28 protein-coding genes are annotated in these 24626 nt (G+C 67.8%); 12 read left to right on the forward strand and 16 right to left on the reverse strand.

What is annotated here, in order from left to right; genetic code table 11:
* Nucleotides 1-12 precede the first annotated feature (12 nt).
* The 6 genes from tssA to AC1KAR_RS04655 all read right to left on the reverse strand — a co-directional run bounded on the left by tssA (nucleotide 13) and on the right by AC1KAR_RS04655 (nucleotide 5375).
* The gene (tssA, locus tag AC1KAR_RS04630; protein ID WP_480314932.1) at nucleotides 13-1080 is read right to left on the reverse strand and encodes a type VI secretion system protein TssA; all 1068 of its coding nucleotides are present in this window, start codon (nucleotides 1078-1080) and stop codon (nucleotides 13-15) included.
* 100 nt (nucleotides 1081-1180) lie between these two features.
* Nucleotides 1181-3007 (reverse strand): winged helix-turn-helix domain-containing protein, encoded by a 1827-nt coding sequence (locus AC1KAR_RS04635; protein ID WP_480317759.1) that lies wholly within the window; start codon nucleotides 3005-3007, stop codon nucleotides 1181-1183.
* Between the two features lie 2 nt (nucleotides 3008-3009).
* The gene (locus tag AC1KAR_RS04640; RefSeq protein ID WP_480314934.1) at nucleotides 3010-3408 is read right to left on the reverse strand and encodes a VOC family protein; all 399 of its coding nucleotides are present in this window, start codon (nucleotides 3406-3408) and stop codon (nucleotides 3010-3012) included.
* On the reverse strand, nucleotides 3405-4196 hold the full coding sequence (gene mddA / locus AC1KAR_RS04645) for a methanethiol S-methyltransferase (protein WP_480314936.1): 792 nt from the start codon (nucleotides 4194-4196) through the stop codon (nucleotides 3405-3407). The genes AC1KAR_RS04640 and mddA overlap by 4 nt, the downstream gene beginning before the upstream one ends.
* 110 nt (nucleotides 4197-4306) lie before the next feature.
* Nucleotides 4307-4579, reverse strand: a complete 273-nt coding sequence (locus AC1KAR_RS04650) for a DUF4242 domain-containing protein (protein WP_480314938.1) — start codon at nucleotides 4577-4579, stop codon at nucleotides 4307-4309.
* Nucleotides 4580-4775: 196 nt separating this feature from the next.
* Nucleotides 4776-5375 carry a nickel-binding protein gene (locus AC1KAR_RS04655; RefSeq protein WP_480314940.1) on the reverse strand — a complete coding sequence of 200 codons (600 nt, stop codon included), beginning with the start codon at nucleotides 5373-5375 and terminating at the stop codon, nucleotides 4776-4778.
* A gap of 202 nt (nucleotides 5376-5577) precedes the next feature.
* Between AC1KAR_RS04655 and AC1KAR_RS04660 the strand changes: the two genes are divergently transcribed.
* The 5 genes from AC1KAR_RS04660 (at nucleotide 5578) to AC1KAR_RS04680 (ending at nucleotide 9291) form a co-directional block, all read left to right on the forward strand.
* Nucleotides 5578-6411 (forward strand): glucose 1-dehydrogenase, encoded by an 834-nt coding sequence (locus tag AC1KAR_RS04660; RefSeq protein WP_480314942.1) that lies wholly within the window; start codon nucleotides 5578-5580, stop codon nucleotides 6409-6411.
* A gap of 61 nt (nucleotides 6412-6472) precedes the next feature.
* A complete protein-coding gene (locus AC1KAR_RS04665) occupies nucleotides 6473-7432 on the forward strand; it encodes an MBL fold metallo-hydrolase (protein WP_480314944.1) in 960 nt (319 codons plus the stop codon).
* Nucleotides 7429-8217 (forward strand): SDR family NAD(P)-dependent oxidoreductase, encoded by a 789-nt coding sequence (locus tag AC1KAR_RS04670; protein WP_480314946.1) that lies wholly within the window; start codon nucleotides 7429-7431, stop codon nucleotides 8215-8217. Before AC1KAR_RS04665 ends, AC1KAR_RS04670 begins: the two co-directional genes overlap by 4 nt.
* Nucleotides 8217-8792 (forward strand): TMEM165/GDT1 family protein, encoded by a 576-nt coding sequence (locus AC1KAR_RS04675; protein ID WP_480314948.1) that lies wholly within the window; start codon nucleotides 8217-8219, stop codon nucleotides 8790-8792. The genes AC1KAR_RS04670 and AC1KAR_RS04675 overlap by 1 nt, the downstream gene beginning before the upstream one ends.
* A 13-nt stretch (nucleotides 8793-8805) precedes the next feature.
* Complete coding sequence (locus AC1KAR_RS04680; protein WP_480314950.1) at nucleotides 8806-9291, forward strand: GFA family protein; 486 nt, start codon at nucleotides 8806-8808, stop codon at nucleotides 9289-9291.
* 3 nt (nucleotides 9292-9294) lie between these two features.
* Here the strand turns inward: AC1KAR_RS04680 and AC1KAR_RS04685 are convergent, their stop codons facing one another.
* Both AC1KAR_RS04685 and AC1KAR_RS04690 read right to left on the reverse strand, forming a co-directional pair.
* Nucleotides 9295-10563, reverse strand: a complete 1269-nt coding sequence (locus AC1KAR_RS04685; RefSeq protein WP_480314952.1) for an MFS transporter — start codon at nucleotides 10561-10563, stop codon at nucleotides 9295-9297.
* Nucleotides 10556-11065, reverse strand: a complete 510-nt coding sequence (locus tag AC1KAR_RS04690) for a MarR family winged helix-turn-helix transcriptional regulator (RefSeq protein WP_480314954.1) — start codon at nucleotides 11063-11065, stop codon at nucleotides 10556-10558. The genes AC1KAR_RS04685 and AC1KAR_RS04690 overlap by 8 nt, the downstream gene beginning before the upstream one ends.
* 50 nt (nucleotides 11066-11115) lie before the next feature.
* Between AC1KAR_RS04690 and AC1KAR_RS04695 the strand changes: the two genes are divergently transcribed.
* Nucleotides 11116-11682: a PaaI family thioesterase gene (locus tag AC1KAR_RS04695; RefSeq protein WP_480314957.1), complete on the forward strand. Its 567-nt coding sequence runs from the start codon at nucleotides 11116-11118 to the stop codon at nucleotides 11680-11682.
* A 9-nt stretch (nucleotides 11683-11691) separates the two neighbouring features.
* Nucleotides 11692-12111: a VOC family protein gene (locus tag AC1KAR_RS04700; protein ID WP_480314959.1), complete on the forward strand. Its 420-nt coding sequence runs from the start codon at nucleotides 11692-11694 to the stop codon at nucleotides 12109-12111.
* A gap of 6 nt (nucleotides 12112-12117) precedes the next feature.
* Here the strand turns inward: AC1KAR_RS04700 and eda are convergent, their stop codons facing one another.
* From eda to AC1KAR_RS04720, 4 genes are all read right to left on the reverse strand, one after another.
* Entirely contained in the window at nucleotides 12118-12741 is a 624-nt protein-coding gene (gene eda, locus AC1KAR_RS04705; protein WP_480314961.1) for a bifunctional 4-hydroxy-2-oxoglutarate aldolase/2-dehydro-3-deoxy-phosphogluconate aldolase, read from the reverse strand.
* 51 nt (nucleotides 12742-12792) lie between these two features.
* Complete coding sequence (edd, locus tag AC1KAR_RS04710; RefSeq protein ID WP_480314963.1) at nucleotides 12793-14610, reverse strand: phosphogluconate dehydratase; 1818 nt, start codon at nucleotides 14608-14610, stop codon at nucleotides 12793-12795.
* Between the two features lie 112 nt (nucleotides 14611-14722).
* Nucleotides 14723-16795 (reverse strand): AsmA family protein, encoded by a 2073-nt coding sequence (locus AC1KAR_RS04715; RefSeq protein WP_480314965.1) that lies wholly within the window; start codon nucleotides 16793-16795, stop codon nucleotides 14723-14725.
* Nucleotides 16796-16919: 124 nt separating this feature from the next.
* The gene (locus tag AC1KAR_RS04720) at nucleotides 16920-17411 is read right to left on the reverse strand and encodes an OmpA family protein (RefSeq protein ID WP_480314967.1); all 492 of its coding nucleotides are present in this window, start codon (nucleotides 17409-17411) and stop codon (nucleotides 16920-16922) included.
* Between the two features lie 43 nt (nucleotides 17412-17454).
* Here AC1KAR_RS04720 and AC1KAR_RS04725 point away from each other — a divergent pair, with 43 nt between their 5' ends.
* On the forward strand, nucleotides 17455-18072 hold the full coding sequence (locus AC1KAR_RS04725) for a gamma-glutamylcyclotransferase (RefSeq protein ID WP_480314969.1): 618 nt from the start codon (nucleotides 17455-17457) through the stop codon (nucleotides 18070-18072).
* Between the two features lie 19 nt (nucleotides 18073-18091).
* On the opposite strand, the gene AC1KAR_RS04730 is transcribed toward AC1KAR_RS04725, so the two are convergent.
* Nucleotides 18092-18715 (reverse strand): nucleotidyltransferase family protein, encoded by a 624-nt coding sequence (locus AC1KAR_RS04730; protein ID WP_480314971.1) that lies wholly within the window; start codon nucleotides 18713-18715, stop codon nucleotides 18092-18094.
* 249 nt (nucleotides 18716-18964) lie between these two features.
* Here AC1KAR_RS04730 and AC1KAR_RS04735 point away from each other — a divergent pair, with 249 nt between their 5' ends.
* Nucleotides 18965-19639 carry a Smr/MutS family protein gene (locus tag AC1KAR_RS04735; RefSeq protein ID WP_480314973.1) on the forward strand — a complete coding sequence of 225 codons (675 nt, stop codon included), beginning with the start codon at nucleotides 18965-18967 and terminating at the stop codon, nucleotides 19637-19639.
* An 81-nt stretch (nucleotides 19640-19720) separates the two neighbouring features.
* Here the strand turns inward: AC1KAR_RS04735 and AC1KAR_RS04740 are convergent, their stop codons facing one another.
* The 3 genes from AC1KAR_RS04740 to AC1KAR_RS04750 all read right to left on the reverse strand — a co-directional run bounded on the left by AC1KAR_RS04740 (nucleotide 19721) and on the right by AC1KAR_RS04750 (nucleotide 21708).
* Nucleotides 19721-20116 carry a group II truncated hemoglobin gene (locus AC1KAR_RS04740; protein WP_480314975.1) on the reverse strand — a complete coding sequence of 132 codons (396 nt, stop codon included), beginning with the start codon at nucleotides 20114-20116 and terminating at the stop codon, nucleotides 19721-19723.
* Nucleotides 20113-20883 (reverse strand): MinD/ParA family protein, encoded by a 771-nt coding sequence (locus tag AC1KAR_RS04745; protein ID WP_480314977.1) that lies wholly within the window; start codon nucleotides 20881-20883, stop codon nucleotides 20113-20115. The genes AC1KAR_RS04740 and AC1KAR_RS04745 overlap by 4 nt, the downstream gene beginning before the upstream one ends.
* Before the next feature lie 102 nt (nucleotides 20884-20985).
* A complete protein-coding gene (locus AC1KAR_RS04750) occupies nucleotides 20986-21708 on the reverse strand; it encodes a GGDEF domain-containing protein (RefSeq protein WP_480314979.1) in 723 nt (240 codons plus the stop codon).
* A gap of 215 nt (nucleotides 21709-21923) precedes the next feature.
* Here AC1KAR_RS04750 and AC1KAR_RS04755 point away from each other — a divergent pair, with 215 nt between their 5' ends.
* The 3 genes from AC1KAR_RS04755 to AC1KAR_RS04765 are packed head-to-tail and all read left to right on the forward strand — an operon-like array spanning nucleotide 21924 to nucleotide 24626.
* Entirely contained in the window at nucleotides 21924-22799 is an 876-nt protein-coding gene (locus AC1KAR_RS04755) for a CheR family methyltransferase (protein WP_480314981.1), read from the forward strand.
* 58 nt (nucleotides 22800-22857) lie between these two features.
* Nucleotides 22858-23502, forward strand: coding sequence for a chemoreceptor glutamine deamidase CheD (gene cheD / locus AC1KAR_RS04760; protein WP_480314983.1), 645 nt, complete (start codon nucleotides 22858-22860; stop codon nucleotides 23500-23502).
* Nucleotides 23503-23534: 32 nt separating this feature from the next.
* Nucleotides 23535-24626, forward strand: coding sequence for a protein-glutamate methylesterase/protein-glutamine glutaminase (locus AC1KAR_RS04765; protein ID WP_480314985.1), 1092 nt, complete (start codon nucleotides 23535-23537; stop codon nucleotides 24624-24626).

Raw genomic sequence — 24626 nt, forward strand, 5'->3', positions numbered from 1 at the left:
GGGCCGATTCGCTCAGGCGCTCGGGCTGTCGCCTCGCGGCTGGAGCCCGAGTAGCTCTTCGACGTGCGCGAGCGCTGCGCCGTCCTTGACCACGGCGCGCAGCCACTCGTGCAGGGGCATGTCGCCCCAGTGCACGGCCTTGTCGGCCAGGTAGGCGACGGGGCTGTGCGGCTCCGTGGCGCGAAAGAAGGCCGCCACCTCGCGCAATTGCGCCAGTGCCTGCTCCCGCGTGCGCAGCGGGCCCGCCACCTGCGATACGCCAACCCCGGTACGGCTATCTGTGCTGCCGGCCGCACCATGCGCAGCGCCTGGTGCTGCGGGCGAGAGCGCACCCACTTCGCGGGCCAGGCCCTGCGCCTCGTGGAGAGCACTGGCCAGCGCCTCGCGCGCCGGCACGAAGCTCGGCCCGTCGGCACCCAACTTGGCATCGATCACCTGCTGCCACGCAGCGAGCGCCTCGATGCTCGCCTGGATGCTTGCCAGCACCTGCCGAATGTCGTCCTTGGGGCTGTCGCGCAGCGCACGGTTGAACTTGTCCAGCGTGACGGCATCGGCCGGCACCTGGGCCGCCTTCTCGGCGCCGCGCTCGATCGCAGATTGCAGCGAGCGAGCCTGATGCAGTTGCTGCAGCGAATAGACCGCGGTCTTGCCGCGCACCAGCGGGGCCGCTGCGGCCAGCGTGACCACGCGCCCGAGGAACCAGCTGACGTTGCCCACGCGCTGGTCGATGTCACCGTCTTCGATTTCGGGGTAGAGGCCGTCCCAGAACTGCTCGCACAGTCGCGAGCACAGCACGAGCCCCTGCTGCAGGCCAGGGTAGCCGTCGGTCAACGTGGCGGCTTCGGCCCACCACATGGCCAGGCGCAAGTCCTTGGAGCGGTTGGACAGCAATTCGGCGCAGCGCTCCTTCACGGCAGGCCAGTCGGCCGTCTTGAGGGCCGTCACCCACTCGCCCTGATCCAGGGTGGGATCGTCTTCTCGGCGCGACTCGGCGATCTGGTCGAACTCGCTCGAGAACGACAGGTCTTCGCCGCAAGGGGCCGCCTCGGACATGGGGAGAAGGAGTGCATCGATGTTCATCGGGCCAGTTTAGCGGCGCCCCCTGCGCACGAACACCGCCAATCCGGGCGTGTCCAGGCGCGCAGGTGTGAACGTTTGTGAGCGGAGCCTGGGAGCGAGTTCAAGCACTGGAGGCGAGCGCGGCGCGCAGGCCGTCCACCCGCGCGCGATGGGCGAGCACGCCGGCGGCGAACCTGGCCTCCAGCGCATGCACCTCCAGCTCGCACCCAGCGGCGTCCTCGGCCAACCACAGGCACTCGGCCAGGCGCAAGCGTGCCTCGGCTTCGCCTACCGGCGACCCCAGCTCGCGCCAATGTCGGATGGCTTGCCGCAGCTTCTGCAAGGCGAGCTTGAACTCGCCGTCGTGGATGGCGACCTCCGCCTCGGCGCTGCAATGCATGGCCTTGAGCGCATCGGTGGCCAGCATCTCCGGGTCGGTGGCCAGGGTGCGCAATGCCAGGCGCGCGCGCTGCGCATCGCCGCACAGCACGGCGGCATGCGTCAAGAGGCACAGCAACTGCCCGCGCCGCTCACGCAAGATCCAGTCGGTTTCCTCCAGTGCACGCTCCAGTTCACGCTGGGCCAGCGCGGCACGGCCCGTGAGCAGGTACAGGCGCGCCAGGCCGGGCTGAGGGTCCCAACCCAGCGCATGGGCCTGGCGGAACGACGCCTCGGCGCCTTCGAAGTCACCGTGGCTGATCTGGATGTTTCCCAGCACGCAGTAGGCATCGCCTTCGGCCCAGGGTGCGGCGCGCGCCAGCAATTCGGCAGCGGCGCGCACTTCGGAGGTGGCCCGATCGAGCTCGCCTTGCACGCCCAGCACCGCGGCGCGGTGCAACTGGCACGTGCCCGGAAACGCCGGCATCTGGCTCGCTTGCGTCCATTCGACGAATGCCTCCGCGAACTGCGCGGCACGCAGCCAGTCGCAACGGTTGCGCGCGGCGTAGAGGATCGAGCACAGGGCCCACCCGGCCACCCAGGAGCGCACACCGCCGAGGCGGATCACGGCCGCGGCCTCTTCATGCTGCGCCAGCCCAGATGCCACCTCGCCCTGCGCCATCAACGCATGCCCGCGGTAGACGAGGCCCAGGCACTCGACATCGGGGTCGCGCAGGCTGCGCCCGAGCTTGCAGGCTTCGTCGGCGAGCGCGAGTGCCAACGCGGCATCGCCGCTGCCGATCGCCATGCGGCTCGCCATCCAGGCGAAGTGGCCGCGCTCCATGCTGTCGGCCCGGCCCTCGAGATAACGAGAGGCGCGCTGCAGCAGGCCACGCGCGAGGGCGGCCTGCTTGTGGTCGATCCGGATCTGCACCAGCAACAGCGTGGCACGGGCCGCAGCGAGCACGTCGCCGGCTGCATCGCACTGCCCCACCGCGCGCTCCAGAGCAGCCACGACGCTCGGGCCGAGGCCGGCGCAGATGGCGGCACGCGCCCATTGCTCCACGTCGTCGGGCGGCAGCGCCGACTGAGCATCGGCGGCGGCATAGGCCTCGCACGCGGCCACCCAATCCTGGCGCTCGCCGGCACGGCGGGCCTCGCCCAGGCCGGGCGCACCCTCGCCGGGCTCGGTGCTTTCGTCGAGACAGAAGCGGTAGCCGTGCCGCGGATACGTTCGCACCGCCTCGCCGAGCCCCACCTCGGCCAAGGCCGCACGCGCCAGACTCACCACGCGCTGCAAGGCGTTGTCGACCACCACCGTGCCGGGCCACAGGGCGTCGAGGAGTTCGTCCTTGGTGACGACGCGATCGCGGTGGCGCGCCAGGTAGCACAGCACGTCGAAGACGCGCGGCTGCAACTTGATCTCCTGCCCGTGCGCGAGCAGAAGGCGCCGCGCCTCGTCGAGTTCGCAGGGGCCAAAACGGAAGATCGTCGCGTTCGTCACGAGCACCATCGCAGGGGCAGCCACGGGGGTGGGCGAATTGTGCCGCAGCGTGCGCAGCGCAGCCATGCTCACTGCGCGCTCCCGTCCTGCCACAGGCCGAGCAGGGCGCCGACGGCATCCTCCACGAGCGCGATGCGGGCCATGCCGCCCACTTCGAAAGGCGCCACCACCAGTCGACCGCCCGCCTCGACCACGTGCCGCACCGATGCATCAACGCGCTGGCAACGCAGATAGGGCGTCCAGTGCGAGGGGGCGCCGAGATCGAGTTGCGCTCGCTGCATGGGGTAAAGCGATGCCACGTCGTGGCCGCCGGCCTGGCACACGGTGAAGTGCCCGCCGTTGGCCCGCCGCTCTTCGAAGGTCCAGCCGAAGGCCTCGGCGTAGAACCGCCGCGCCCGCGAGGCGTCGGTGGCCGCGAGGTCTAGCCAGCAGAAGCCTCCCGGCACGCGCGCGGCTACCACGCTCACCGCCGAGCCTCACCGTGCCGGCCGCCCACAGCCGACTCGCCGCCGTTGCGTCGCAGTATCCGTGGCAGCAGCATGCCCACCTGTTCGCGGTAGTCGCGGTAGCGTTGGCCGAACTGCGCCACCAGATCACGCTCCTCGAACCAGATCCCTACCAGGATGTAGGCCGTGGTCACCCCCGCGAACAGCAGGTGGCCGGTTGTCATGCGCGGCGCGCCCCAGAACGCGAAGATGAATCCGAGGTAGATCGGGTGCCGCACGTGACGGTAGAACAGCGGCGTGCGGAACACCGGCAGCGCCGCGTAGCGCCCGGTGAGCCGGTGCCAGACCTGCTTCAGGCCGAAGAGCTCGAAGTGGTCGATCTGGAAGGTGCTGATCAGCACCAGTGCCCAGCCCAGCACGTACATCAGCGAGAGCAAGGTGCCGCCGGCGTTGAGCGAGGCGTCCCAGACCACGGCGCCGAGTGGGCGCCACTGCGCAAAGAGAAGAGCGAGCGCCAGGCTGGCCAGCAGCACGAAGGTGCTGCGCTCCATGGCCTGCGGCACGAATCGCGTCCACCAACGCTTGAAGGCGGGGCGCGCCATCACGCTGTGCTGCACGGCAAAGAGCGACAGCAGCAACAGGTTGACGAGCAGCGAGGTACCGAGCGGCTCGCCGGCTGCGCCCGCAGGCACGCCGATGTCGACCGACTTGGGCACGAACAGGTTGCCGGTGAAGCCGGCGGCATAGACGAAAGTGGCAAGGAAGATGGCATACGCCACCACGCCGTAGAGAGCAATGAGCAGGCCCATGGCGAGCACTCCAGAAAGAGGGATGAGGAAGGGGGTGAAGCAGAAGCTGACGGAAGAGACGGGCCGCCCCGCGCCGAAGCACACGGGCGGCCCCGCGGACCGTGCCGGTGTCAGATGGCAGTCATCGGTTCGATGATGGTGCGCACCTCGGTCACCTTGTTGGCAGGGAAGCCGCTCAGCTTGGCGTGCTCCTGCACATCGGCTTCGTGGTCAGCGAGGTAGATGCAGAAGGTCTTGTCGTCGACGACGTACGAGTGAACCCACTGCACCTTGCCCGAGAGCTTGGTCAGCGCGGCGTTCGAGGTGGCCGAAGCCTCCTTGAGCTGCTGCGCGGTCATGCTGCCCACGGCGGGGATGTGGCGTTCGATCAGATAGCGTTTCATGGTGTGTTGCCTTGAAGTGAATCCCGCAGAGAAATGAAGAACCTGTGAGCCGCGCTGCGGGGTCGCGGCCATGGGTTGTGGCGCCTTGCAGGCTGCGCATCGGCAGGTGATCGGGCCATGGGGAAATCGTAGGAAGCGGGGGCGTTGGCGTCCTCTGCGCAAGCTGATCGTTTCCTGATCCATCGCCCCTACGCGATCAGGCCGACGCGCTGCCGGCGGCCTCGGGCAGGCCTTGCGCCTGGGCGCGAAACACGATGCGACCCAGCACCGGATGGATGACGTCGGCAGGGATACCGGCGCGTGCCGCGTGAGCGCCCAATGCGATGGCGCTCACGCCCTGGTACAGGCACACCGATCCGAGGCTGCCGTCGGGCTCGCGCACGGCGTAGCTGTGCAACCAGCTCACCAGGCGCGGCATGTGCTCTTCGGCCACATGGCGGGCGGCGGCTCGAGCCAGTTCGAGATCGGACATCGTCGACCAGCCTCGGCGGCGCCGCACCAGATGCACCAGCGCCGGTGCGAAGGCACGCTCTTTCTGCAGGCTGGCCACGGGGAGGATCTCCTGCGCAGGCAGCTGGCACCGCTCGGCATGGCGGTGCAGGGTGCCGAGTTCGTCGGCGCGGAACACACAGGCCAGGCCGAAGCGGCCGTCGGGTTCTCGCAGCACGTACGAGTGCAGCCACTGCGCGCGCAGTGCCGAGGGCGCTTCTTCGAAGTCGCGCAGCCGCATGAATGCGGCGTCGAGCTCGCACGCGTTGGCGGCCACGCCGACGCGCCGAACGATGAAGGTGTGCATGGTCAGATTGGCTTCGTGGTTCACGGATGTGCTCAGCCTAGGCAGCGACGCCGTGCCTGTCCTTGTCGGGCGCTGATCGATTCCTGATGCTTCGGGCCCGCATCGCAACGGCTGTCGGGAATCAGCAATCGATCAGCGCCAGCGCAGGACGCCACGCGCGGCCCTGCCTAGGCTGGAAGCTCATCGTTCAAGGAGCTCTCTCATGGCCAACGCCACCCTTGCCGCCACCCGCGCGCGCAGCCCTCTTTCCACCCTGCGCCCGGCCACCGGCCGCAGGCTCGACAACAAGGTCATCCTCGTCACCGGCGGCAGCTCAGGCATCGGCCGCGCCACCGCCGAGGTGCTGGCGCGCGAAGGCGCCACGGTAGTGATCGCCGATTTGGACGAAGCCGGCGGCGCGGCCGTGGCGCACGCGATTCGGCAGGCTGGCGGCGAGGCGCACTTTCGCGCCATGGACGTGCGCGATGCGGCGCAAGTGCAGAGCACGCTGCAGTACGTGATCACCCACCACGGTCGGCTGGACGGTGCCTTCAACAACGCCGGCGTGCTGGACGGCACCTTTCTCGCGTCGGCCGACCAGGCCGAGCCGGTGTGGGACCGCGTGATCGACGTCAACCTGAAAGGCGTGTGGCTGTGCATGAAGCACGAGATCCCGCTGATGCTGGCGCGTGGCGGCGGCGTGATCGTCAACCACGCGTCGGTAGCCGGTCTGTTTGCCAACCGCATCGTCGGGGCCGCGTACATCGCCAGCAAGCACGGGGTGGTCGGCCTCACGCGGGCCGCGGCGCTCGAGTACGCGAACCAGGGGCTGCGCATCAACGCGGTGTGCCCAGGGATCATCGACGACACCACCATGAGCGACGTGATCTTCGGGGGCGATGCCGAACGCGAGGCGCAGATCAAGGCGCTCTACCCGGCCGGGCGCGTGGGCGCGCTCGCCGAGGTGGCCGAGGCCGTGGCCTGGCTTTTCTCGGACGCCAGCAGCTTCATCACCGGCCACGCGCTGCCGATCGACGGTGGCCTGCTGGCGGCATGACGAGCGGGCGCGCATCACCCACGCGAGAGTGCGGCGCACGACCCCGCTCCTAGAATGCCCCATGCCTTTATCCACCCCCTCGGCGACGGAGCTGCCGCGCGGCATCCACGTCATCGACACCGCCTTCCATCGGCCGGGTTTCGATGCGGCCTATCTGCTCAGCCACCAGGGCCGCGCCGCCTTCATCGACACCGGCACCAGCCACAGCGTGCCGCGGCTGCTCGATGCCTTGGCCACCGCGGGCTTGCGCCCCGATGCCGTCGACTGGGTGATCCCCACCCACGTGCATCTCGACCACGCTGGCGGCGCCGGCGCACTGATGGCTGCCCTGCCCGCGGCGCGCCTGCTGATTCACCCGCGCGGCGAGCGGCACATGGTCGACCCGGGCGCACTGATCGCCGGTGCAAGCGCGGTCTATGGCGCCGAGGAGGTGCAACGCTCTTACGGCACCGTGGTGCCAGTGCCCCAGGAACGTGTCGTCGTCAGCACCGATGGCATGACCATCCACCTGGGTGACCGCCCCTTGCAAATGCTGCACACGCCCGGCCACGCCAAGCACCACCACTGCGTCTGGGATGCCACGAGCCGCGGCTTCTTCACCGGCGACACCTTCGGCCTGAGCTACCGCGAGTTCGACACCGTGCGCGGCCCCTGGATCCTGCCCACCACCACACCCGTGCAGTTCGAACCCGAGGCGCTGAAGCAATCGATCCAGCGCATGCTGTCGTACGCGCCCGAGGCCATGTACCTCACCCACTATGGCCGCGTACAGAACGTGGCCGCACTCGGCGCCTCGTTGCTGGCGCAGATCGACGAACTCGTTCACCTTGCGCACGCCGTGCGCGGCGACCCGGATCGCCACGATCAATTGAAGGGCGCGCTGCGCGCCACCTACCTGCGCCGCGTGCGAGCACACGAATGCGCCTTGCCTGAAGCGCAGGTGCTCGACTTGCTCGCCAGCGACATCGAACTCAACGCCCAGGGCCTTGCCGTGTGGCTGGATGGAGGAGCACGCCCATGAGCCGCGTTCATTTCGGTTTGCAGGATCAGGTGGTGATCGTCACCGGCGCCGCACAGGGCATCGGTGCGGCGTGTGTGGATCGCCTGTCGCAAGATGGCGCGGCGGTCTCGCTGTGGGATATGGACGACGTGCGCGGCCAAGCGCTGGCGGCATCGCTCGTCGCACAGGGGCGGCGCGCGGTGTACGTGCACTGCAACGTCGCGTCCAAGGCCGAGGTCGATGCAGCGGTGGTGCAAACAGTGTCGGCCTTGGGCCGCATCACCGGGCTGGTCAACAACGCGGGCATCTTCAAGGCCGCCGAGTTCCTCGACATCACCGAATCTGACTGGGATGCCGTGCTCGACGTCAACCTGAAGGGCTCGTTCCTGGTCGCGCAGGCCGTGGCACGCGAGTTGGTCCAGACGGGCGGCGGTGCCATCGTCAACATGAGTTCGGTCAATGGCGTGATGGCCATCCCCAGCATCGCCAGCTACAACGTGAGCAAGGGCGGCATCAACCAGCTCACGCGGGTGATGGCCTTGTCGTTGGCCGACCGCGGGATCCGCGTCAATGCCGTGGCGCCAGGCACCATCGCCACCGAGCTGGCACGCAATGCCGTGCTGGGCAGCGAGGAGGCCAAGGCCCGCATCATGAGCCGAACACCCATGAAACGCCTGGGCGAGCCCGACGAGATTGCTGAGGTCTGCGCCTTCCTGTTGAGCAGCGCGTCGAGCTACATGACGGGTGAAATCGTGTACGTCGACGGCGGGCGCATGACGCTCAACTACACGGTGCCGGGCAATTGATGGCCTTCGATGCGTTCCTGACGTCGACCGGCATCGTTGCGATCAGCGAAATCGGCGACAAGACCCAGTTGCTCGCCCTGCTGCTGGCCGCGCGCTACCGCAAGCCTGTGCCCATCATCCTCGGCATCCTGGTGGCGACTCTCGCCAACCACGCGGCGGCGGCGGCTCTGGGCTCATGGATCGAGAGCCTGATCGACCCGACATGGATGCGCTGGGTTCTCGGCGGCTCCTTCCTCGCCGTGGCGACATGGATGCTTGTGCCCGACAAGATGGACGACGACGGCGAAAGCGCGAGCGCCGGGCGCTGGGGGGTGTTCGGCGTCACGGTCATCGCGTTCTTTCTTGCCGAGATGGGCGACAAGACCCAGGTGGCCACGGTGATGCTCGCGGCGCGATTCAAGTCGTTGCTGTGGGTGACGCTCGGCACCACCTTGGGCATGATGATCGCCAACGTGCCGGCCGTTCTCTTCGGGGAGCGGGCCGTGCGCTTCGTGCCGCTGGCCTGGGTGCATGCCGTGGCCGCCATCGTGTTCGCCATCGTCGGGGTGCTGGTACTGCTCGGCGTGGGCCTCTGAAGAGTCGATTGCCATGACCGAACCCGCCACCCTCTTGCCCGCCGTGACAGGCGGCTGCCTCTGCGGCCATGTGCGCTACAGCGCCACGCCCACGCACCGCGAGGGCTACTACTGCCACTGCCGCATGTGCCAGCTCGCCATGGGCAACACGCGCGCCACGTTCTTCAACCTCAAGCAGGCGCAGGTGGTGTGGACGGGTGCCGAGCCGAGCTACTACGCGTCGTCACGGCTCGCGCAACGGGGCTTCTGCAATCGATGCGGCACACCGCTCAGCTTCAAGTACCTCGATTCCGAGAACATCGACCTCACCGTGGGCAGCCTGGACGAACCGGCAGCCTTCAAGCCGACGAGCCACTTCGCGGTGGAGACACGCGTCGAGAACTGGCACACCGACGACGGCCTGCCCGGCCAACGCCTCGACGAGTACGCGCCCATCGTTTCGCGCTGGAAGACCGCCTACGGTGAGGACGTGACACCCGGGCTAGACGCCACGCGTTAGAACTCAGGCCTTCGCAGGCTGCATCGCTCGCGGCGCCGCGGCCTCGCGGATCGGCAGGTGGATCAGCGCCGCACCGATGGCGAGCACGATGTCGACGTACCACATCCAGTTGTAGCTGCCGGTCCACTCGAAGGCCTTGCCACCGAAGTACGCACCCAGAAAGCCGCCGATCTGGTGCGCCAGCATCACCAGGCCGAACAAGGTCGCCATGTGCGACGGGCCGTAGAACTTGGCCACCAGGCCCGCCGTGGGCGGCACGGTCGAGAGGTAGCTGACGCCGATGACGGCGGCGAACACGAGAAAGGTGAGCTCGGTCTTGGGGGCGATCAGGAACAGCAGCACGGCCAGCGCCCGGGTGGCATACACGAGCGACAGCAGAGACTTCATCCGCCAGCGCCCGCCCTGGAACGACACCGCCCAGCCCATGGCCACGCTGCCCACGATGTTGAACAGGCCCACCGTGCCCAAGGCCCACGCGCCCAGCGCAGGTGGCAGGTTGCACGATGCCACGACGCCCGGCAGGTGCGTGGCGATGAAAGCAACGTGGAAGCCGCACACGAAGAAGCCCGCACACAGCATGCGGTAGCTTGGGTCGCGCACCGCGCGCGCGATGGCCTCGCGCGTGGTCTCGCTCTTGGTGCTGCCGGCCCCCGCGCTGGCCGCGCCAAGCTGCCTGGCATTCCCGCGCAACACCCAGGCGGCCGGCAGGGCCAGCAGGGTGATGACGGCCATGCTCTGCAACGCGGCCACCCAGCCTGCGGCGGCCGTGATGCCGGCCGCCAGCGGTGCAAACACGAACTGCCCGAATGAGCCACCCGCATTGACGATGCCCGACGCCATGCCGCGCTTCTCCGCGGGCACGAGACGCGTGGTGGCGGCCATCAGCACCGCCGGGCCCGCCATGCCGGCACCACCCGCTGACAAGACGCCGATGGCGAAGATCAGCCCGAGCGTGGTCGTCATGAACGGCACCAACGCCGTGCCCACCGCGATCAGAACCACGCCAAGCACCAGCACGCGCGCCGCACCCACACGGTCGGCCACCATGCCGGCGAAGGGCTGCGTGAGCCCCCACCAGAGCTGGCCAAACGCGAAGGCGAGGCTGATGCTCGCGATGCCAAGCCCCGTGTGGCTGTTCAGCGTGCCAAGAAAGAGGCCCATCGACTGGCGCGCACCCATCGTGAGCGAGAAGGTGCCCGCTGCGGCCAGCAGGACCAGCCAGACGGCGAGCTGGCGTTGCGGCGCCATCGCGCCTCCGGTGGCGTTAGTCATTCGTGTCTCCTTGGGCGTCTGCGGCCATGAGGGTCATGCATTCGTCGAGCAGCGCGTGCAGGCGTGCCACGCGTTGTGCACCCAAGTGCGAGTTGATGTCGAGCTGTGCCTGCTTCCACAGGCGCTTCGCCTCGGCCCACTTGGCACGGCCCGCTTCGGTGATCGTGACAAGACGGCTGCGCGCGTCGGCGCCGGCGCCGAGCTCCAGCCAGCCCTGCGCCACGAGCGGCTGCAGGTTGCGCGTGAGGGTCGAGGCATCGAGGCTCATGCGGTCCGCCAAATCCGAAGGCCGGATCGGCCCCAGCAGCACCACATGGTTGAGCAAGGAGTACTGCGTGGTCTTCAGGCCACTGGCACCCACCGTGGCATCGAAGCGCCGGCTCACGCTGCGCGACAGCTGCTTCAGCTTGAAGTGGGTGCAGCCGCGCGGGGCGGGGTCGCTGGATGGCGGGGGCGGTGTGTCGGGCTGCGAAGCGCCCGACGAACGGTGTCTTGCTTGCATGCATTAAGTGTATCTACAATCGTTGTAATTGCAATCATCAAGGAACTCACATGTCGCAGGATCTCGACACCGCCGCCAAGACGCTCGCCGAATGGGAGGCCGACGAAGCCGCCGTGCGCGCGCGGCGCAGCGCCATCGGCGTGATCCGCCCCGATCAGGTGGCAGGGAAATCGGGCATCGAAGTGTTCAACGCCATGTTCTCGGGCGAGTTGCCGCAGCCCTTCATCGGCGAGACGCTCGACTTCCTTCCCGTGCTCATCGAGCCGGGGCGCGCCATCTTTCAGGGGCGCCCGCGCCGCGCGCACTACAACCCGCTGGGCACGGTGCATGGGGGCTGGTTTGCCACGCTGCTCGACTCGTGCGTGGGTTGCGCAGTGCACTCCTCACTGCCCGCCGGCAAGACGTACACGACGGTCGAACTCAAGATCAACATCGTGCGCGCGCTCACGGAGCATGTGCCGTTGGTTCGCGCCGAAGGAAAGGTCATTCACATGGGCCGCAGCATGGGCACGGCCGAGGGGCGCCTCTATGGGCACGACGGCAAGCTCTACGCCCACGCCACGACCACCTGCTTCATCATGGACCTGACGCCAGCCAAGGCATCCAGCGCTTCCTAGAATGGCGCGATGAAGTACCTCCACACCATGGTGCGCGTCACCGACATCGAACAGTCGCTCAAGTTCTACCGCGACGCCCTCGGCCTTGAAGTACTCTCCCACAAGGAGAACGAAAAGGGCCGTTTCACGCTGGTCTTCCTGGCTGCGCCCGGTGACAGCCAGGCGCAGGTCGAACTCACCTACAACTGGGATCCCGAGCCCTACACCGGGGGCCGCAACTTCGGGCACCTGGCCTACGCGGTCGACGACATCTACGCAAGCTGCCAACGCCTGCAGGAGCACGGCGTGACGATCAGCCGCCCACCGCGGGACGGACGCATGGCCTTCGTGCGCTCGCCGGACCAGATCTCGATCGAGCTGCTGCAGAAAGGCGAGGCGCTGGCGCCCGCCGAACCCTGGGTGTCGATGCCGAACGTCGGCGCCTGGTGAGAACTCTCAGGCCCGCAGGCGAGTCGCCGCGCGGGCCAGTTCGGTAATGCGCACCCAATCGCCGCTCGCCACCGCATCGGCCGGCGTAAGCCATGAGCCACCGCAGACCTTCACGTTGGGCAGCGCAAGAAACTGCGGCGCCGTCTCGGGCGTGATGCCGCCTGTGGGGCAGAAGCTCACGTCCGGGAAGGGGCCGTTCAGCGCCTTGAGCAACGGGATGCCACCCGCAGCCGTGGCCGGGAAGAACTTGAGAAAGTCGTAGCCGTCTGCGTTCGCCTGCATCACCTCGCTGCCGGTAGACACGCCCGGCAAAAGCGGCAGACCGATCTCGCGGCAGGCATGGCCAATGGCGCTCAGGTAACCAGGGCTCACCGCGAACTGGCAGCCCGCCTGTTGGGCCGCCTGCGCATCGCGCACGCTGCGCACCGTACCGGCGCCGACGATCGCGCCCGGCACATCGCGCGCAATCGCTTCCATGCACTGCAACGCCACCGGCGTGCGCAAGGTGATCTCGAGCACCTTCACGCCGCCTTCGACCAGCGCGCGTGCCAGGGGCACAGCGTCGGCCACACGATCGAGAACGATCACCGGGATCACCGGTCCGTGCGAGGCTAGTTCGAGTGGGTTCATGGAGGATGGCGTATTGAGGGTGTCTGGTTGGCGCGCTCCCGGCACGCCGATTCACAACCAGGTGATGGCGCCCTCTTCGGCGCTCAGCACATTGCGACGCATGCCGCCGAAGAGATCTCGGCCGAGGCCGTGGCTGTTGTCGGCGCGGCGGGCGTCGCTCAGATCCACACCCGAACGCGCAGCCCATTCGGTCGCATCGACAAGGGCGTCCAGCGTGCCGACGACGGAGTCAAGGCGGATCACATCGCCCGTGCGCACCTTGCCCAACGGGCCATCGGCCAGCACCTCGGGGCTCACGTGGATGGCAGCCGGCACCTTGCCCGATGCGCCGCTCATGCGGCCATCGGTCACCAGGGCGACCTTGAAGCCCTTGCCCTGCAGCACCGACAAGGGCGGCGTGAGGTGGTGCAGCTCAGGCATGCCATTGGCACGCGGCCCCTGGAATCGCACCACGGCGACCAAGTCGCGTTCGAGTTGCCCCGCCTTGAAGGCCGCAAGCAACTCTTCCTGATCGTCGAACACCACCGCGGGGGCCTCGATCACATGGTTGGCTTCCGGCACGGATGACACCTTGATGACCGATCGCCCCAGGTTGCCGGTGAGCAGCTTCAGGCCGCCGGTGTCACTGAATGGCTCCGTGGCGTGGCGCAGCACTGTGTCGTCGCTGGTGTGGTCGGGCAGGTCACGCCACACCACGCCGGCATCGCCACGTGCGGGCAGCCGCGCGTAATCGCGCAGCCCACCTGGCGTGACGGTGGCCACATCGGCGTGCAGGCAGCCGGAGTCGAGCAACTCGCGGATCACGAAACCGGGGCCACCCGCCGCCTGGAACTGGTTCACGTCGGCGCTGCCGTTGGGGTACACGCGCGCCAGCAGCGGCGCGGCGTGCGACAAATCAGAGAAATCGGTCCAGTCGATCAGGATGCCGGCCGATCGCGCCACGGCCACCCAATGGATCAGGTGGTTGGTCGAGCCACCAGTTGCGAGCAGCGCCACCATGGCGTTGACGATCACGCGTTCGTCCACAAGGCGGCCGATCGGCGTGAAGCGCGGGCCGCCATTCACGATGCCGAGCACATGCCGCACTGCCTGGCGCGTGAGCTGCTCGCGCAGCTCGGCGTGCGGGTGGACGAAGGCGGCCCCCGGCACGTGCAGGCCCATGGCTTCGAGCAGCATCTGATTGCTGTTGGCCGTGCCATAGAACGTGCAGGTGCCCGGGCCGTGGTAGGCCGCCGATTCGGCGTGCAGCAACTGATCACGCCCGACCAGGCCCTGCGCAAACTGCTCGCGCACCTTGGCCTTGGCGTTGTTCGACAAGCCGCTGCTCATCGGCCCCGCCGGCACGAAGACGCAGGGCAGGTGCCCGAAGTGCAAGGCACCGATCAGCAGGCCGGGCACGATCTTGTCGCACACGCCGAGCAGCAGGGCCGCGTCGAACACATCGTGCGTGAGCGCGACTGCCGTGCCCATGGCAATGGTGTCGCGCGAGAACAGGCTCAGTTCCATGCCGGGCGTACCCTGGGTCACGCCATCGCACATGGCCGGCACGCCACCGGCGACTTGCACCGTGGCGCCTGCGCGATGGGCCTCGTCGCGGATGACGGCCGGGAAGCCCTCGTAGGGCTGATGCGCCGACAGCATGTCGTTGTACGCCGTGACGACCGCAATGTTCGGGGCTCGCTCGACCACCACGCGCAGCTTGTCATTGGCAGGCAGCGCCGCGAAGGCATGCGCCACATTGGCACACCCCATGCGATCGGCGCCGCGTTGGCGCGTGGCCAGCGCGTCCACCCGCTGCAGGTAGGCCGACCGCAGCCCCGCGCTGCGCTCACGGATGCGCTCGGTAACGTCGATCAGGGCTTGCTTCATGCGGGCTGGCCTCGGGCAGGAACGCCGTAACTCGTTGGTCGATTATTAGGTAACCAAGTTACACCGTCAAGAAAGCCGTCTGGCCGGACGCGGGCAAGGGTTGCAAGGGCCCTCAGCCGCTGCGCGGCTTTTGCAGTCGCCCCGCTTCGCGCGCTCGATCGAGCAGCTGCACGCAGTTGTCGTGGCCGTCATCCTTCTTGCCAGGGTCGACGAAGGGGATCAGCGCCGCCAGTGGGTTCACGAACGACAGGAGCACCGCCGCTCCAACGCGTGCAGCCACCGGGGCCTTTTCGATGGAGACGCTGGGCGAGCCGAAAGTGCCGGTCACCTTGAGGGGTGAACGAAGCGACATCGGGCTGAAGTCCTTGGGGGCAACGACGACGCGCAAGTCGATACCCTCGTCCTTCATCGAGACCGAGCCGTCGGCCCAGATGACGGAGTCACCCGTTTCGAGCACGAAGGCGCGCGGGCGCATGACACCCTGATTCGCCTGCATGTCGGCGATGGCGCATTCCACCGGCATCGCGTTGTCGCCCTTGACGAGCACGCCAAGCGCCTGCGCCACGTCGAGGCCCATGCCTTCGACCACAAGGTGAGAGATCTGCCCGCGCCGCAAGGTGGTGGCCACTGCGCCCTCGAAGCTGCCGAGGATCTGCGCCGTGGACTTGCCCTGACCCTTGAGCTGCGCCCGGCCGGCGAGCGACCCACTGACGTAAGGCGGTGCGTTGCCACCTCGCTCCTGCTTGAGCCAACTCTCGAGGCGCACGCCCCACCAGCGCAAGTCGGTGCCCCACCGGGCGACGTCCTGCGTACCGTCGAGCGACACGCTGCCCGCCAGATTGCCATCGGCCGTGCCGGCGCGAAGGTCGTCGAGGCGCAGCACACCGTCCTTGAGCACGAGATGGGTCTGCAGCGGCTCCAGCGGGCGCGCAAACAGGCTGCCGAGTTCGACGCGATCGAATGACATGAGTACATCGGCATTCATCACCCGCAAGGACGGGAGATCGAATTCCTTGTCGGGGATCACGCGTGCCGCGGCCGGTGTGCTCGAACTCGCGGGCAATGCCGCGCTCGCGTCGGGGTCGCCACCGATGGTGGGCGCCAAGTCGGCGAGCAACAAGCGCGAACCCGTCACGCGGCCGGACAGCATCGGCACGCGGGGGCGCATGTCGTAGGTCATCTCGGCCTTGAGCTTGCTGGCGCCCACGGTCGCGTCGTCGGCCACCACATGCCAGACCTGGCCCTTCTTGACAACGCGGCCACGCAGCTTGAAGGCGCCGGTGGACGGCAAGGTCACACCGAGCGGGTCGCCAGCCGCCGCAAGAGAACTGCCCGACACGCGGAACTCACCACGCATGTCGGTGAGCTTGAAGACATCGGTCACCGTGCCGTTGAAATCGAGCCCGGCGGTGCCGGCCTTGAGTTCGAGCACGATCGGTACGGGCATGGCCTGGTCGCCCTCTTGCAGCAGCGGGGCGACACCGCTGGTGCGCAATTCGGCCGTCAGCCTGGCTGGCCCATAGGTGCCCTTCGCAGTGGCGACCAGGCCCTTCACGGCCTTGCCGATCGGCTGCGCCTCGGCTGAACCTTCGGACACCTGCAACTTGGCGTCGATGTTGGCCCTGAGTGGTGCATCGACAAAACTCAATTCGCCCTGCAGCACGCGCAGATCACGGATGGCCGGGAACACAGCCGCTTTGTCGGCCTCGGCAGGCGCCGGCGCAGGTTTCTTGTCGGGGTCGCCAAAGGCCCACGAAGCCCGGCCGTCGGTCAGGCGTTCGGCATGCACGTTCAGCGTATCGGCATGCAGCCGCTCGATGGCCAGCGGGCCGCGCCGGCTCGCGCGCCAGATGTCACCGTACGACAAGCGCATTTCGGCCTGGCTGGCATGCAGAAAGAAGGGTCGCTTGCTCCATTGCGGCGCAGCGATCTGCAACTCGGGCACCTTGACGGTAAGGCCGCCCAAAAAGCGCACAGTGGCATGCTCGTTGGCGCCTTCACTCGAACTGGACTGCGCGTTGAGCTGAACCTCGCGGTCGAGTGCCTTGCTCAAGGCTCGCTCCACCGGGCCGGCGAGAAAGGGCCAGCCTGCGATCTCGCAGGCCCCGATCCCCAGGACCACCAGCCCCAGCAGCCCAGCTGCCACGACCCAGCCCTTGCGGCCGCGTCGGACGGGTTCATCCATGCAGTACCTCCAGCCTATCGACGTCGACCGACCTTAGGCGCGAAGGGGGCCCACCCCTATCAGCGGCAACCCTCAGCCGCTGTGGGCTATCTCCTACGGCGCAGGACTCAAGCGCTTACGCCGTTCAGGGGGCTGTGACAGTGATGTCGACGCGACGCGCCTCGCGCGGATCGGCGCCGCCGGTGGTCACGGCGGGCTTGTCCAGTTCGGTCTGGGCGCTGGGCACGCCGTTGGCTTCGAGTGCGTGCTGAACCATCTGGGCGCGTTGCTTGGCCAGTTCGGCGTTGGCCGCGGCGTCGCCCGATGCGTCATGGAAGCCAGAGATGCGCACGCGAGCCTGCGGATGCCGGCGGGCTTCTTCGGCCACTCGCACGATCAGGGCTTCGCCCTCGGGCCCCAACTTGTCCTGGCCGAGTTCAAAGTAGACGTGCTGGGTCGCGCCCAGCAGCGAAGCAGACGTGGCTGTGGCCGTCGGCGCAGCCGTCGGCGCAGCCGCAGGCTTGCTGTGCAACTGGCGGTAGACGCCCAGGCCGACCACGCCGGCCACGACCGCGCCCACGATGAGCCAGATGATGCCCAGCACATAACCCTGCAGATCGTCGTCTTGTGTACTCATGAGTCCTCCTTGAATGGAACAAACCATTCTAGAGTGGCAGCCCATGAATCATGTCGAACCGCTGCGGCCCTTGTCACCCGATCGCGAGCCTGCGCACCTGCTCGCGCAGACCCATGCCGCATGGGGCGGCCACAGCGATCTGTGGGTGTTCGGCTACGCCTCGCTGATCTGGCGGCCCGAGTTCGAATCGATCGAGCAGCGGCTAGCCCGGGTGCATGGTTGGCACCGCGCCTTGGAGATGCGCTCACGCATCAACCGCGGGACGCCCGAGTTCCCCGGGCTGGTGTTCGCGCTCGTGGGTGGTGGGTCGTGCCAGGGCATGGTCTATCGCATTGCCCGCGACCGCGTCGAAGAAGAACTGCCAAGGCTGTGGGCGCGCGAAATGCCCAACAGCGTCTACGACCCTCGCTGGCTGTCATGCCGCACCGCGCAGGGCGACGTGACGGCACTTGCCTTCACGCTGAGGCGCTCCAGCCCCAATTACACCGGGCCGATGGACGATGCCCAACTGGTGCAGGTGATGCGCCGTGCGAGCGGGCGGTACGGCACCACACTCGCTTACGTGCTCGAGACGGCGAATGCGCTCTCCACGCATGGCATTCGCGACAAGAAGATCGAAAGACTGGTCGCGCTCGCACGCGAGCACGCCCTCATGACCTGAACGCGCTCGGCCAGCGCGTTCAGCGCGCCTCGCGCAGGTGCATCTGCTGCTGCGCCACGCGGACGCGGGCCAGATCGTCCTCGGTGTCCACGTCGAGCAGCACGCCGGGGTCGTCGACCTCCACGCCCTGCGAAGGGTAGCGGGCCAGCAGGCGGCGTGCGCCTTCATCGCCCGTGAGCATCACCAGCTCGGAGTACAACTCGGCACCAAAGCCAACCGGGTGGCCGCGCCGGCCCCGATGCTGCGCGTAGGCCACAGGGTGCGCGTCGAGTTCGCTCGCCACAGCCAGCAGCGTGCTCGTTTGCACCATGGGCATGTCGGCCGGGAGGATCAACCAGCCCGACGCATCAGAACTCGAGGCGACACCGGCGGCGATCGAATAGCCCATGCCCAGCGCGAGGGTGGCAACCGACTGCACGCTCGGCAGCACGACCATGTTCCGACGGGCCACATGGCGACCGACCAGTTCGGCCAGCGGCTCGGTCGTCACGACGAGCACGGGCAGCTCGGTGGCCAGCGCATTCGACAGTGTGGTCGCGAGCACCGTGGACGCGCCCAGGCCCTGCATCAGCTTGTGCTGCAGCCCCCGAAAGCGCGAGCCCTGGCCCGCCGCCAACACCACCACCACCGGCCGTGCGTTCATGCGGCCTTCTCCCAACTGTTGTGTAACAAGCAGGCCGCACCCAGCGACCGCCCTGAGCCAGAGCATGGAAGCTCGCGGCTTTGCGAGGTAGTGGGGGCTTCACTTAAGGCCTTCCCCGTAAGCTGTTTTCTGGACTCGCGTGCGATCTGATCAGAACAGGCCCAAACGGTTCACGCAGATTGGAAACTCCATTCAGGTTCACCCGGATGGCGCCCCGGGAACCCTGGAACGCGGCGATAAAGTCCCTGCATGAGCACGCGCCGCCGTACATCACCCCCTGCCCCCGCGGAGCGTGGCCTGGACTCGCTGGCTGCCATCAAGCGCACGCTGGAGGATCAGCGCCGCGAGGCTGAACACCAGTTGGCCTTGCAGCGTGAGATCGCGGCTCGCGAGAGGCGAGAGCGCGAACTCTTCGCCACCTCGGTCGGCCCGGTGCAGGCCCTGCGACCGACCGGCCGCGTGCCGCAGGCCGCTTCGGCGGCATCGACCGAGCCCTTGCAGCGCCAGCGGGACGAACGCGAGGCCCTGCGCGAGTCGCTCTCCGACGAGTTCAACGTCGATACCCTGCTCGAAACCGACGAGACGCTGTCGTTCCGCCGCCCCGAGATCGGGCTGGACGTCGTGCGCAAGCTGCGGCGCGGCGGCTGGGCCATCCAGGCGCAGCTCGACCTGCACGGCTTGCGGCGCGACGAGGCCCGCTTGCAACTCAACCGCTTCATTCACGACGCCGCGGAACACAGCCTGCGCTGCGTGCGCGTCGTGCATGGCAAGGGCCACGGCTCGCCGGGCCGCGAACCGGTGCTCAAGGCGCGCGTACGCAGTTGGCTGGTGCAGAAGAACGAGGTGCTGGCCTTCGTGCAGGCACGCCCCGCCGATGGGGGCAGCGGCGCGCTGGTGGTGCTGCTGAAAGCGCCAGCGGGCTGATCAGACGCCGTGCGCAGTCTTGCGCGGGGCCACCCCAATCCAGGCGGCGCACCTCGGGGGCGCGAGGGCAGCGACCTGGGGTTAGACGTTGCGCATCCAGTCGGCGGTCTTGAAGAATGATTCTTCGAGCCGCTGCACCAGCACCGGGTCAAGCGCCACATCCACCATCGCCTGCTTCATGCAGGCCATCCACTGGTCGCGCTCCGCAATGCCAATGGCAAACGGCAGGTGCCGTGCGCGCAGCATCGGGTGGCCAAAGCGGTCGGTGAAGTACGACGGCCCGCCGAGCCAGCCGCAGAGAAACCAGAACAGCTTGTCGCGCGAGCCTTCCATCGTGCTCGGGTGCAGCGCGCGGATGCCGGCGTAGGCCGGCTCCAGCTCCATCAGGTCGTAGAAGCGGTCGACAAGCGCGCGCACGGCGTCTTCGCCACCGACCCACTCGAACGCGGTCGCCGGCTTGGAGATTTCTTCAGTCATTCGGGCATCGTAAGCCGGGAGGCAATAGCGAGCACGCCCTTGGCCGCCTCGCTCCCAGGCAGGCTCTCCAGCAGCAACTGGCGCTTCTGCACGGCCTCGCGCACGGCGGGGTCGACAGGGATCTCGCCGATCATCTCCAGCTTGACCGGTGCACTGCCCTCGCCCAGCATCGGCGACACGAAACGATCCACCACCTGCTGCAACTGGCCCCGGATGACGCGCCCCTCGCCGACGCGGTTCACCTGGTTCACGACCAGCGAGATGCTCGTGCGCTGCTGTTGCGTGGCAAGCACCTTGATCGTGGCGTAGGCATCGGTGAGCGAGGTGGGTTCGGGTGTGGCCACCACCAGCACCTCGGAGGCGAGCGAAACGGCAAACAGCACCACGTCGGAGATGCCGGCGCCAGTGTCGAGCAGCACGCGGTCGAAGCGCGGCGCCACGGTCTCGATGATCTTGAGCAACTGGTCGCGCACCTCGATCGTCAGTCGCGAGTACTCCACCAGGCCCGAGCCCGCGAGCAGCACCGAGAAGCCACCCGGCGCGGGCAGGATGGCGTCTTCCAGCCTGGCCTTGCCGGTGAACACGTCGTGCAGGGTGATCTTGGGGAAGAGGTTGAGCACCACGTCGAGGTTGGCCAACCCGAGGTCGGCATCGAGCACCAGCACGCGCTCGCCGCGGCGGGCCAAGGCGGCCGCCAGGTTGGCCGACACGAAGGTCTTGCCCACCCCGCCCTTGCCGCTCGTGATGGCCATGATGCGCGCGGTCATGACAGCACCCCGTTCGCCGGAACCGGCAAGCGCCCTGCGGTGAGGGCCTGGCCCTGCAGGGAACGGCCCGGTGCGTTGCGTGTCGAGAGGGTCGTCATGGGCTTACTCGAGTTCATGGAGCTGGGAGTGGCCGAAGAGCATGCCCTTCTCCTCGGCACTGACGAGAGACACAGGCGGCGACTCCAGGCAGGCGCGATTGCGGCCCTCGGCCTTGGCGCGGTAGAGCTGCTGGTCGGCGCGCTCGATCCACAGCGGCGCGGACGACCGCACCCACTGCGGCGCGAACGCACCACCCAGGCTGATCGTCACCTTGAGCGACTCGCTCGGGTTGATAGGCACCTCGCGCTGCTCCACCTTGCGGCGGATTCGCTCCGCCACGGTCTGACCGAAGGCCGGCGGGCAGTTGGGCAAGATGACGGCGAACTCTTCGCCACCGAAACGCGACACCGTGTCCATCGGCCGCACGCAGTCCATCAGGCTCTGCGCCACGGCCTGGATCACCAGGTCGCCTGCGGCATGGCCGTGGGTGTCGTTGACGGCCTTGAACCGGTCGATGTCGATCATCAGCACCAGCGCCGGCTCGCCGGCGCGCGCCACGCGGTCGATCTCGCGCGCCAGCGCCAGCTCGAACTGGCGTCGGTTGGCCAGGCCCGTCAACGGGTCGCGGCTCGACAGATCGCACAGCGCATCGATTACCGCTTGCAGCCAGACCGTGCGGCCGACTTCGTCGCGATTGGGCAGGGGGTGGCCAGATTGACGCAGCAATTGCAGCGCCGCTCCCAGCTTGAGCTGCGAGTGTTCGTTGGGTGCGGGCGGCTGGGTCACGTGTGTGCGAGATGGACCACAAGGGGTTCGATCCAGTCTAGCAGCGGCCCCTTCGCGCACAGGGCACGAGATGCAACGTGAATCCCCGCCAACTTGGCCCTTCGTCTCGACTCAAGCCCAGCAGACTTCCTACCGATAAACCCGATAGACCGCTTCGACGGCCCGGCAGCGCTTGCGCAGGCCACCCCGCCGACCCCTACACGCCTGGAGCCCGAATGAGTGCAGCCGCCTCCCCCGCCGAACTCGCCGCCCTGCGCAGCGCCGCTGGCGCCGACCGCGCGGAGCAGGAGTTCGCCTTCAGTGCTGCCGACTTCGATCGCGTGCGCCAGTTGATCTACCAGCACGCCGGCATCAGCCTGCATGCCGGCAAGCAGGCGATGGTCTACAGCCGCCTGTCGCGCCGCCTGCGCGAGACCGGGCTGCGCTCGTTCGGCCAGTACCTGCAGTCGCTCGAGAAGGCCCACGCGGCCGACCCCGAATGGCAGGAATTCGTGAACTGCCTCACGACCAACCTGACGGCGTTCTTCCGGGAAGACCACCACTTCCATGCGCTGGCCACCGAACTGAAGGCACGCGCCAGCGGCCAGGGCCTGCGGGTGTGGTGCAACGCGGCATCGACCGGCGAAGAGCCGTACTCCATCGCCATGACCTGCGTGGAGGCGCTGGGCGCCAACGCCTCGATCAAGATTCTGGCCAGCGACATCGACACCAAGGTGCTCGCCACCGCGGGCCGCGGCGTCTACGGCGCCGACGCGCGCGGGCTGTCGCCCGAGCGGCTGCGTGCTCACTTCCTGCGCGGCAAGGGTGCCAACAGCGGTGCGATCCGCGTCAAGCCCGAACTGGCGCGCCTGATCGAGTTTCGCGCGCACAACCTGATGGATGCGCGCTGGTCACTGGGCGAGCCCTTCGACATCGTGTTCTGCCGCAACGTGATGATCTATTTCGACGCCCCGACGCAGCGCCGCGTGCTGGAGCGCATCCACGGCGTGATGAAGTCCCGAAGCCTGCTCTTCGTAGGCCACTCCGAGAACTTCACCGAATCCAAAGACCTGTTCCGCCTGCGTGGAAAGACGGTTTACGAACGCGTTTGAGTGAGCACTTGTCAGCACCGCTCAAGCCCCTGCAGATCCACACCGATATCGGGACACCATGGCTTTGATCTCTTCCTCCCACGCGGCCCCGGGCTCACGCCTGGACCGGCTCAAGGCCCAGCCCCGCAAGCCGGGTGAAGCGTCGTTCTTCTTCTACGACGCGCACTTCAAGAACGACGCCGTGAAGATCCTGCCCGGCGAGTACTTCGTGCATGACGAAGACATGCTCATCATGACCACGCTCGGCTCGTGCATCGCAGCGTGCATCTACGACCGCCAGGCCAAGGTCGGCGGCATGAACCACTTCATGCTGCCCGATGGCGCGGGCGACTCGGGACGCTATGGGTCGTATGCAATGGAACTGCTGATCAACGAGATGATGAAGCGCGGCGCATCGCGCCTGACCATGGAAGCCAAGGTGTTCGGCGGCGGCCAGGTGGTGAGCGGCATGACCACCATGAACGTGGGCGAGCGCAACACCAACTTCGTCATGGACTACCTCAAGACGGAGCGCATCCCGGTCGTCTCGAAGGACGTGCTCGATGTGTACCCGCGCAAGGTGTGCTTCCTGCCGAGCAGCGGCAAGGCGATGGTCAAGCGCCTGGCGCCGACCAACACCGAGGCCCTGGTGGCCCAGGACCGCGCCGCGGCGCAAAAGGCCGTACCGGCCACAACCGGCGGCGGCTCCGTCGACCTGTTCTGAGGCTCGCCGACAAGGACGCAAGGGAGAACAACATGGCCAAGACCCGCGTGGTGGTGGTGGACGACTCTGCGCTCGTGCGCAGCCTGCTCACCGAAATCATCAATCGCCAGCCCGACATGGAATGCATCGGCGCCGCAGCCGACCCCCTGGTCGCGCGGGAGATGATCCGAAACCTCAACCCGGACGTCATCACGCTCGACGTGGAGATGCCCCGCATGGACGGCATCGACTTCCTGTCCAAGCTGATGCGCCTGCGGCCCATGCCGGTGGTGATGGTCTCCACCCTGACCGAACGCGGTGCCGACGTGACGATGAAAGCGCTCGAACTCGGCGCCATCGACTTCGTCGCCAAACCCAAGATCGGCGTGGCCGATGGCCTGCGCCTGCTCGCCGAAGACATCACCGACAAGGTGCGCGTGGCGTCCAAGGCGCACATCAGGAAGTTGGCCGCGCCCGCACCGGCCACCCCGGGCGCCGTGGCTGCGGCCCGCCCGCCAGTCACGCTGAGCTCGATCGGGCGCCTGTCGACCGAGAAGATCATCTTCATCGGCGCATCCACCGGCGGCACCGAGGCCACGAAAGAGGTGCTGATCAACCTGCCGCCCGATTGCCCAGCGGTGGTGATCACGCAGCACATGCCGCCCGGCTTCACGAAAAGCTACGCCGCGCGCCTCGATGGGCTGTGCAAGATCCGCGTGGCCGAGGCGCGCGATGGCGAGCGCATCCTGCCCGGCCATGCCTACATCGCACCGGGCGGGTTCCACCTGAGCGTGGAGCGCAGCGGCGCCAACTACATCGCCCGCGTGCAAGACGGCGACCCGGTCAACCGGCACAAGCCGTCGGTCGAGGTGCTGTTCAAGTCGGCCGCGCGCGTGGTCGGCCCCAATGCGTTCGGCATCATGCTCACCGGCATGGGTGCAGACGGCGCCAAGGCCATGAAAGAACTCCACGACGCCGGCAGCTACAACTACGTGCAGGACGAAGCCACTTGCGTGGTCTTCGGCATGCCGCGCGAAGCCATCGCAGCGGGCGCCGCGCACGAGGTGCTGCCGCTCACGCAGATCGCGCCCAAGCTCATCGATCGACTTCGCAGCACGGCCGGCATGTCGATGAATCGCGTCTGA

This window comes from Piscinibacter sp. PDB1-1, assembly GCF_056675995.1.

What these genes read in the sequence shown, in the direction of transcription:
- AC1KAR_RS04725 (WP_480314969.1), top strand. Translation starts at nt 17,455, where the DNA reads ATGAATCATGTCGAACCGCTGCGGCCCTTGTCACCCGATCGCGAGCCT.
- AC1KAR_RS04740 (WP_480314975.1), bottom strand. Translation starts at nt 20,116, where the DNA reads ATGACTGAAGAAATCTCCAAGCCGGCGACCGCGTTCGAGTGGGTCGGT.
- AC1KAR_RS04655 (WP_480314940.1), bottom strand. Translation starts at nt 5,375, where the DNA reads ATGCACACCTTCATCGTTCGGCGCGTCGGCGTGGCCGCCAACGCGTGC.
- AC1KAR_RS04685 (WP_480314952.1), bottom strand. Translation starts at nt 10,563, where the DNA reads ATGACTAACGCCACCGGAGGCGCGATGGCGCCGCAACGCCAGCTCGCC.
- AC1KAR_RS04700 (WP_480314959.1), top strand. Translation starts at nt 11,692, where the DNA reads ATGAAGTACCTCCACACCATGGTGCGCGTCACCGACATCGAACAGTCG.
- AC1KAR_RS04665 (WP_480314944.1), top strand. Translation starts at nt 6,473, where the DNA reads ATGCCTTTATCCACCCCCTCGGCGACGGAGCTGCCGCGCGGCATCCAC.
- AC1KAR_RS04745 (WP_480314977.1), bottom strand. Translation starts at nt 20,883, where the DNA reads ATGACCGCGCGCATCATGGCCATCACGAGCGGCAAGGGCGGGGTGGGC.
- tssA (WP_480314932.1), bottom strand. Translation starts at nt 1,080, where the DNA reads ATGAACATCGATGCACTCCTTCTCCCCATGTCCGAGGCGGCCCCTTGC.
- cheD (WP_480314983.1), top strand. Translation starts at nt 22,858, where the DNA reads ATGGCTTTGATCTCTTCCTCCCACGCGGCCCCGGGCTCACGCCTGGAC.
- AC1KAR_RS04675 (WP_480314948.1), top strand. Translation starts at nt 8,217, where the DNA reads ATGGCCTTCGATGCGTTCCTGACGTCGACCGGCATCGTTGCGATCAGC.
- AC1KAR_RS04720 (WP_480314967.1), bottom strand. Translation starts at nt 17,411, where the DNA reads ATGAGTACACAAGACGACGATCTGCAGGGTTATGTGCTGGGCATCATC.
- AC1KAR_RS04755 (WP_480314981.1), top strand. Translation starts at nt 21,924, where the DNA reads ATGAGTGCAGCCGCCTCCCCCGCCGAACTCGCCGCCCTGCGCAGCGCC.
- edd (WP_480314963.1), bottom strand. Translation starts at nt 14,610, where the DNA reads ATGAAGCAAGCCCTGATCGACGTTACCGAGCGCATCCGTGAGCGCAGC.
- AC1KAR_RS04670 (WP_480314946.1), top strand. Translation starts at nt 7,429, where the DNA reads ATGAGCCGCGTTCATTTCGGTTTGCAGGATCAGGTGGTGATCGTCACC.
- AC1KAR_RS04635 (WP_480317759.1), bottom strand. Translation starts at nt 3,007, where the DNA reads ATGGCTGCGCTGCGCACGCTGCGGCACAATTCGCCCACCCCCGTGGCT.
- eda (WP_480314961.1), bottom strand. Translation starts at nt 12,741, where the DNA reads ATGAACCCACTCGAACTAGCCTCGCACGGACCGGTGATCCCGGTGATC.
- AC1KAR_RS04695 (WP_480314957.1), top strand. Translation starts at nt 11,116, where the DNA reads ATGTCGCAGGATCTCGACACCGCCGCCAAGACGCTCGCCGAATGGGAG.
- AC1KAR_RS04730 (WP_480314971.1), bottom strand. Translation starts at nt 18,715, where the DNA reads ATGAACGCACGGCCGGTGGTGGTGGTGTTGGCGGCGGGCCAGGGCTCG.
- AC1KAR_RS04690 (WP_480314954.1), bottom strand. Translation starts at nt 11,065, where the DNA reads ATGCAAGCAAGACACCGTTCGTCGGGCGCTTCGCAGCCCGACACACCG.
- AC1KAR_RS04650 (WP_480314938.1), bottom strand. Translation starts at nt 4,579, where the DNA reads ATGAAACGCTATCTGATCGAACGCCACATCCCCGCCGTGGGCAGCATG.
- mddA (WP_480314936.1), bottom strand. Translation starts at nt 4,196, where the DNA reads ATGGGCCTGCTCATTGCTCTCTACGGCGTGGTGGCGTATGCCATCTTC.
- AC1KAR_RS04765 (WP_480314985.1), top strand. Translation starts at nt 23,535, where the DNA reads ATGGCCAAGACCCGCGTGGTGGTGGTGGACGACTCTGCGCTCGTGCGC.
- AC1KAR_RS04715 (WP_480314965.1), bottom strand. Translation starts at nt 16,795, where the DNA reads ATGGATGAACCCGTCCGACGCGGCCGCAAGGGCTGGGTCGTGGCAGCT.
- AC1KAR_RS04680 (WP_480314950.1), top strand. Translation starts at nt 8,806, where the DNA reads ATGACCGAACCCGCCACCCTCTTGCCCGCCGTGACAGGCGGCTGCCTC.
- AC1KAR_RS04735 (WP_480314973.1), top strand. Translation starts at nt 18,965, where the DNA reads ATGAGCACGCGCCGCCGTACATCACCCCCTGCCCCCGCGGAGCGTGGC.
- AC1KAR_RS04660 (WP_480314942.1), top strand. Translation starts at nt 5,578, where the DNA reads ATGGCCAACGCCACCCTTGCCGCCACCCGCGCGCGCAGCCCTCTTTCC.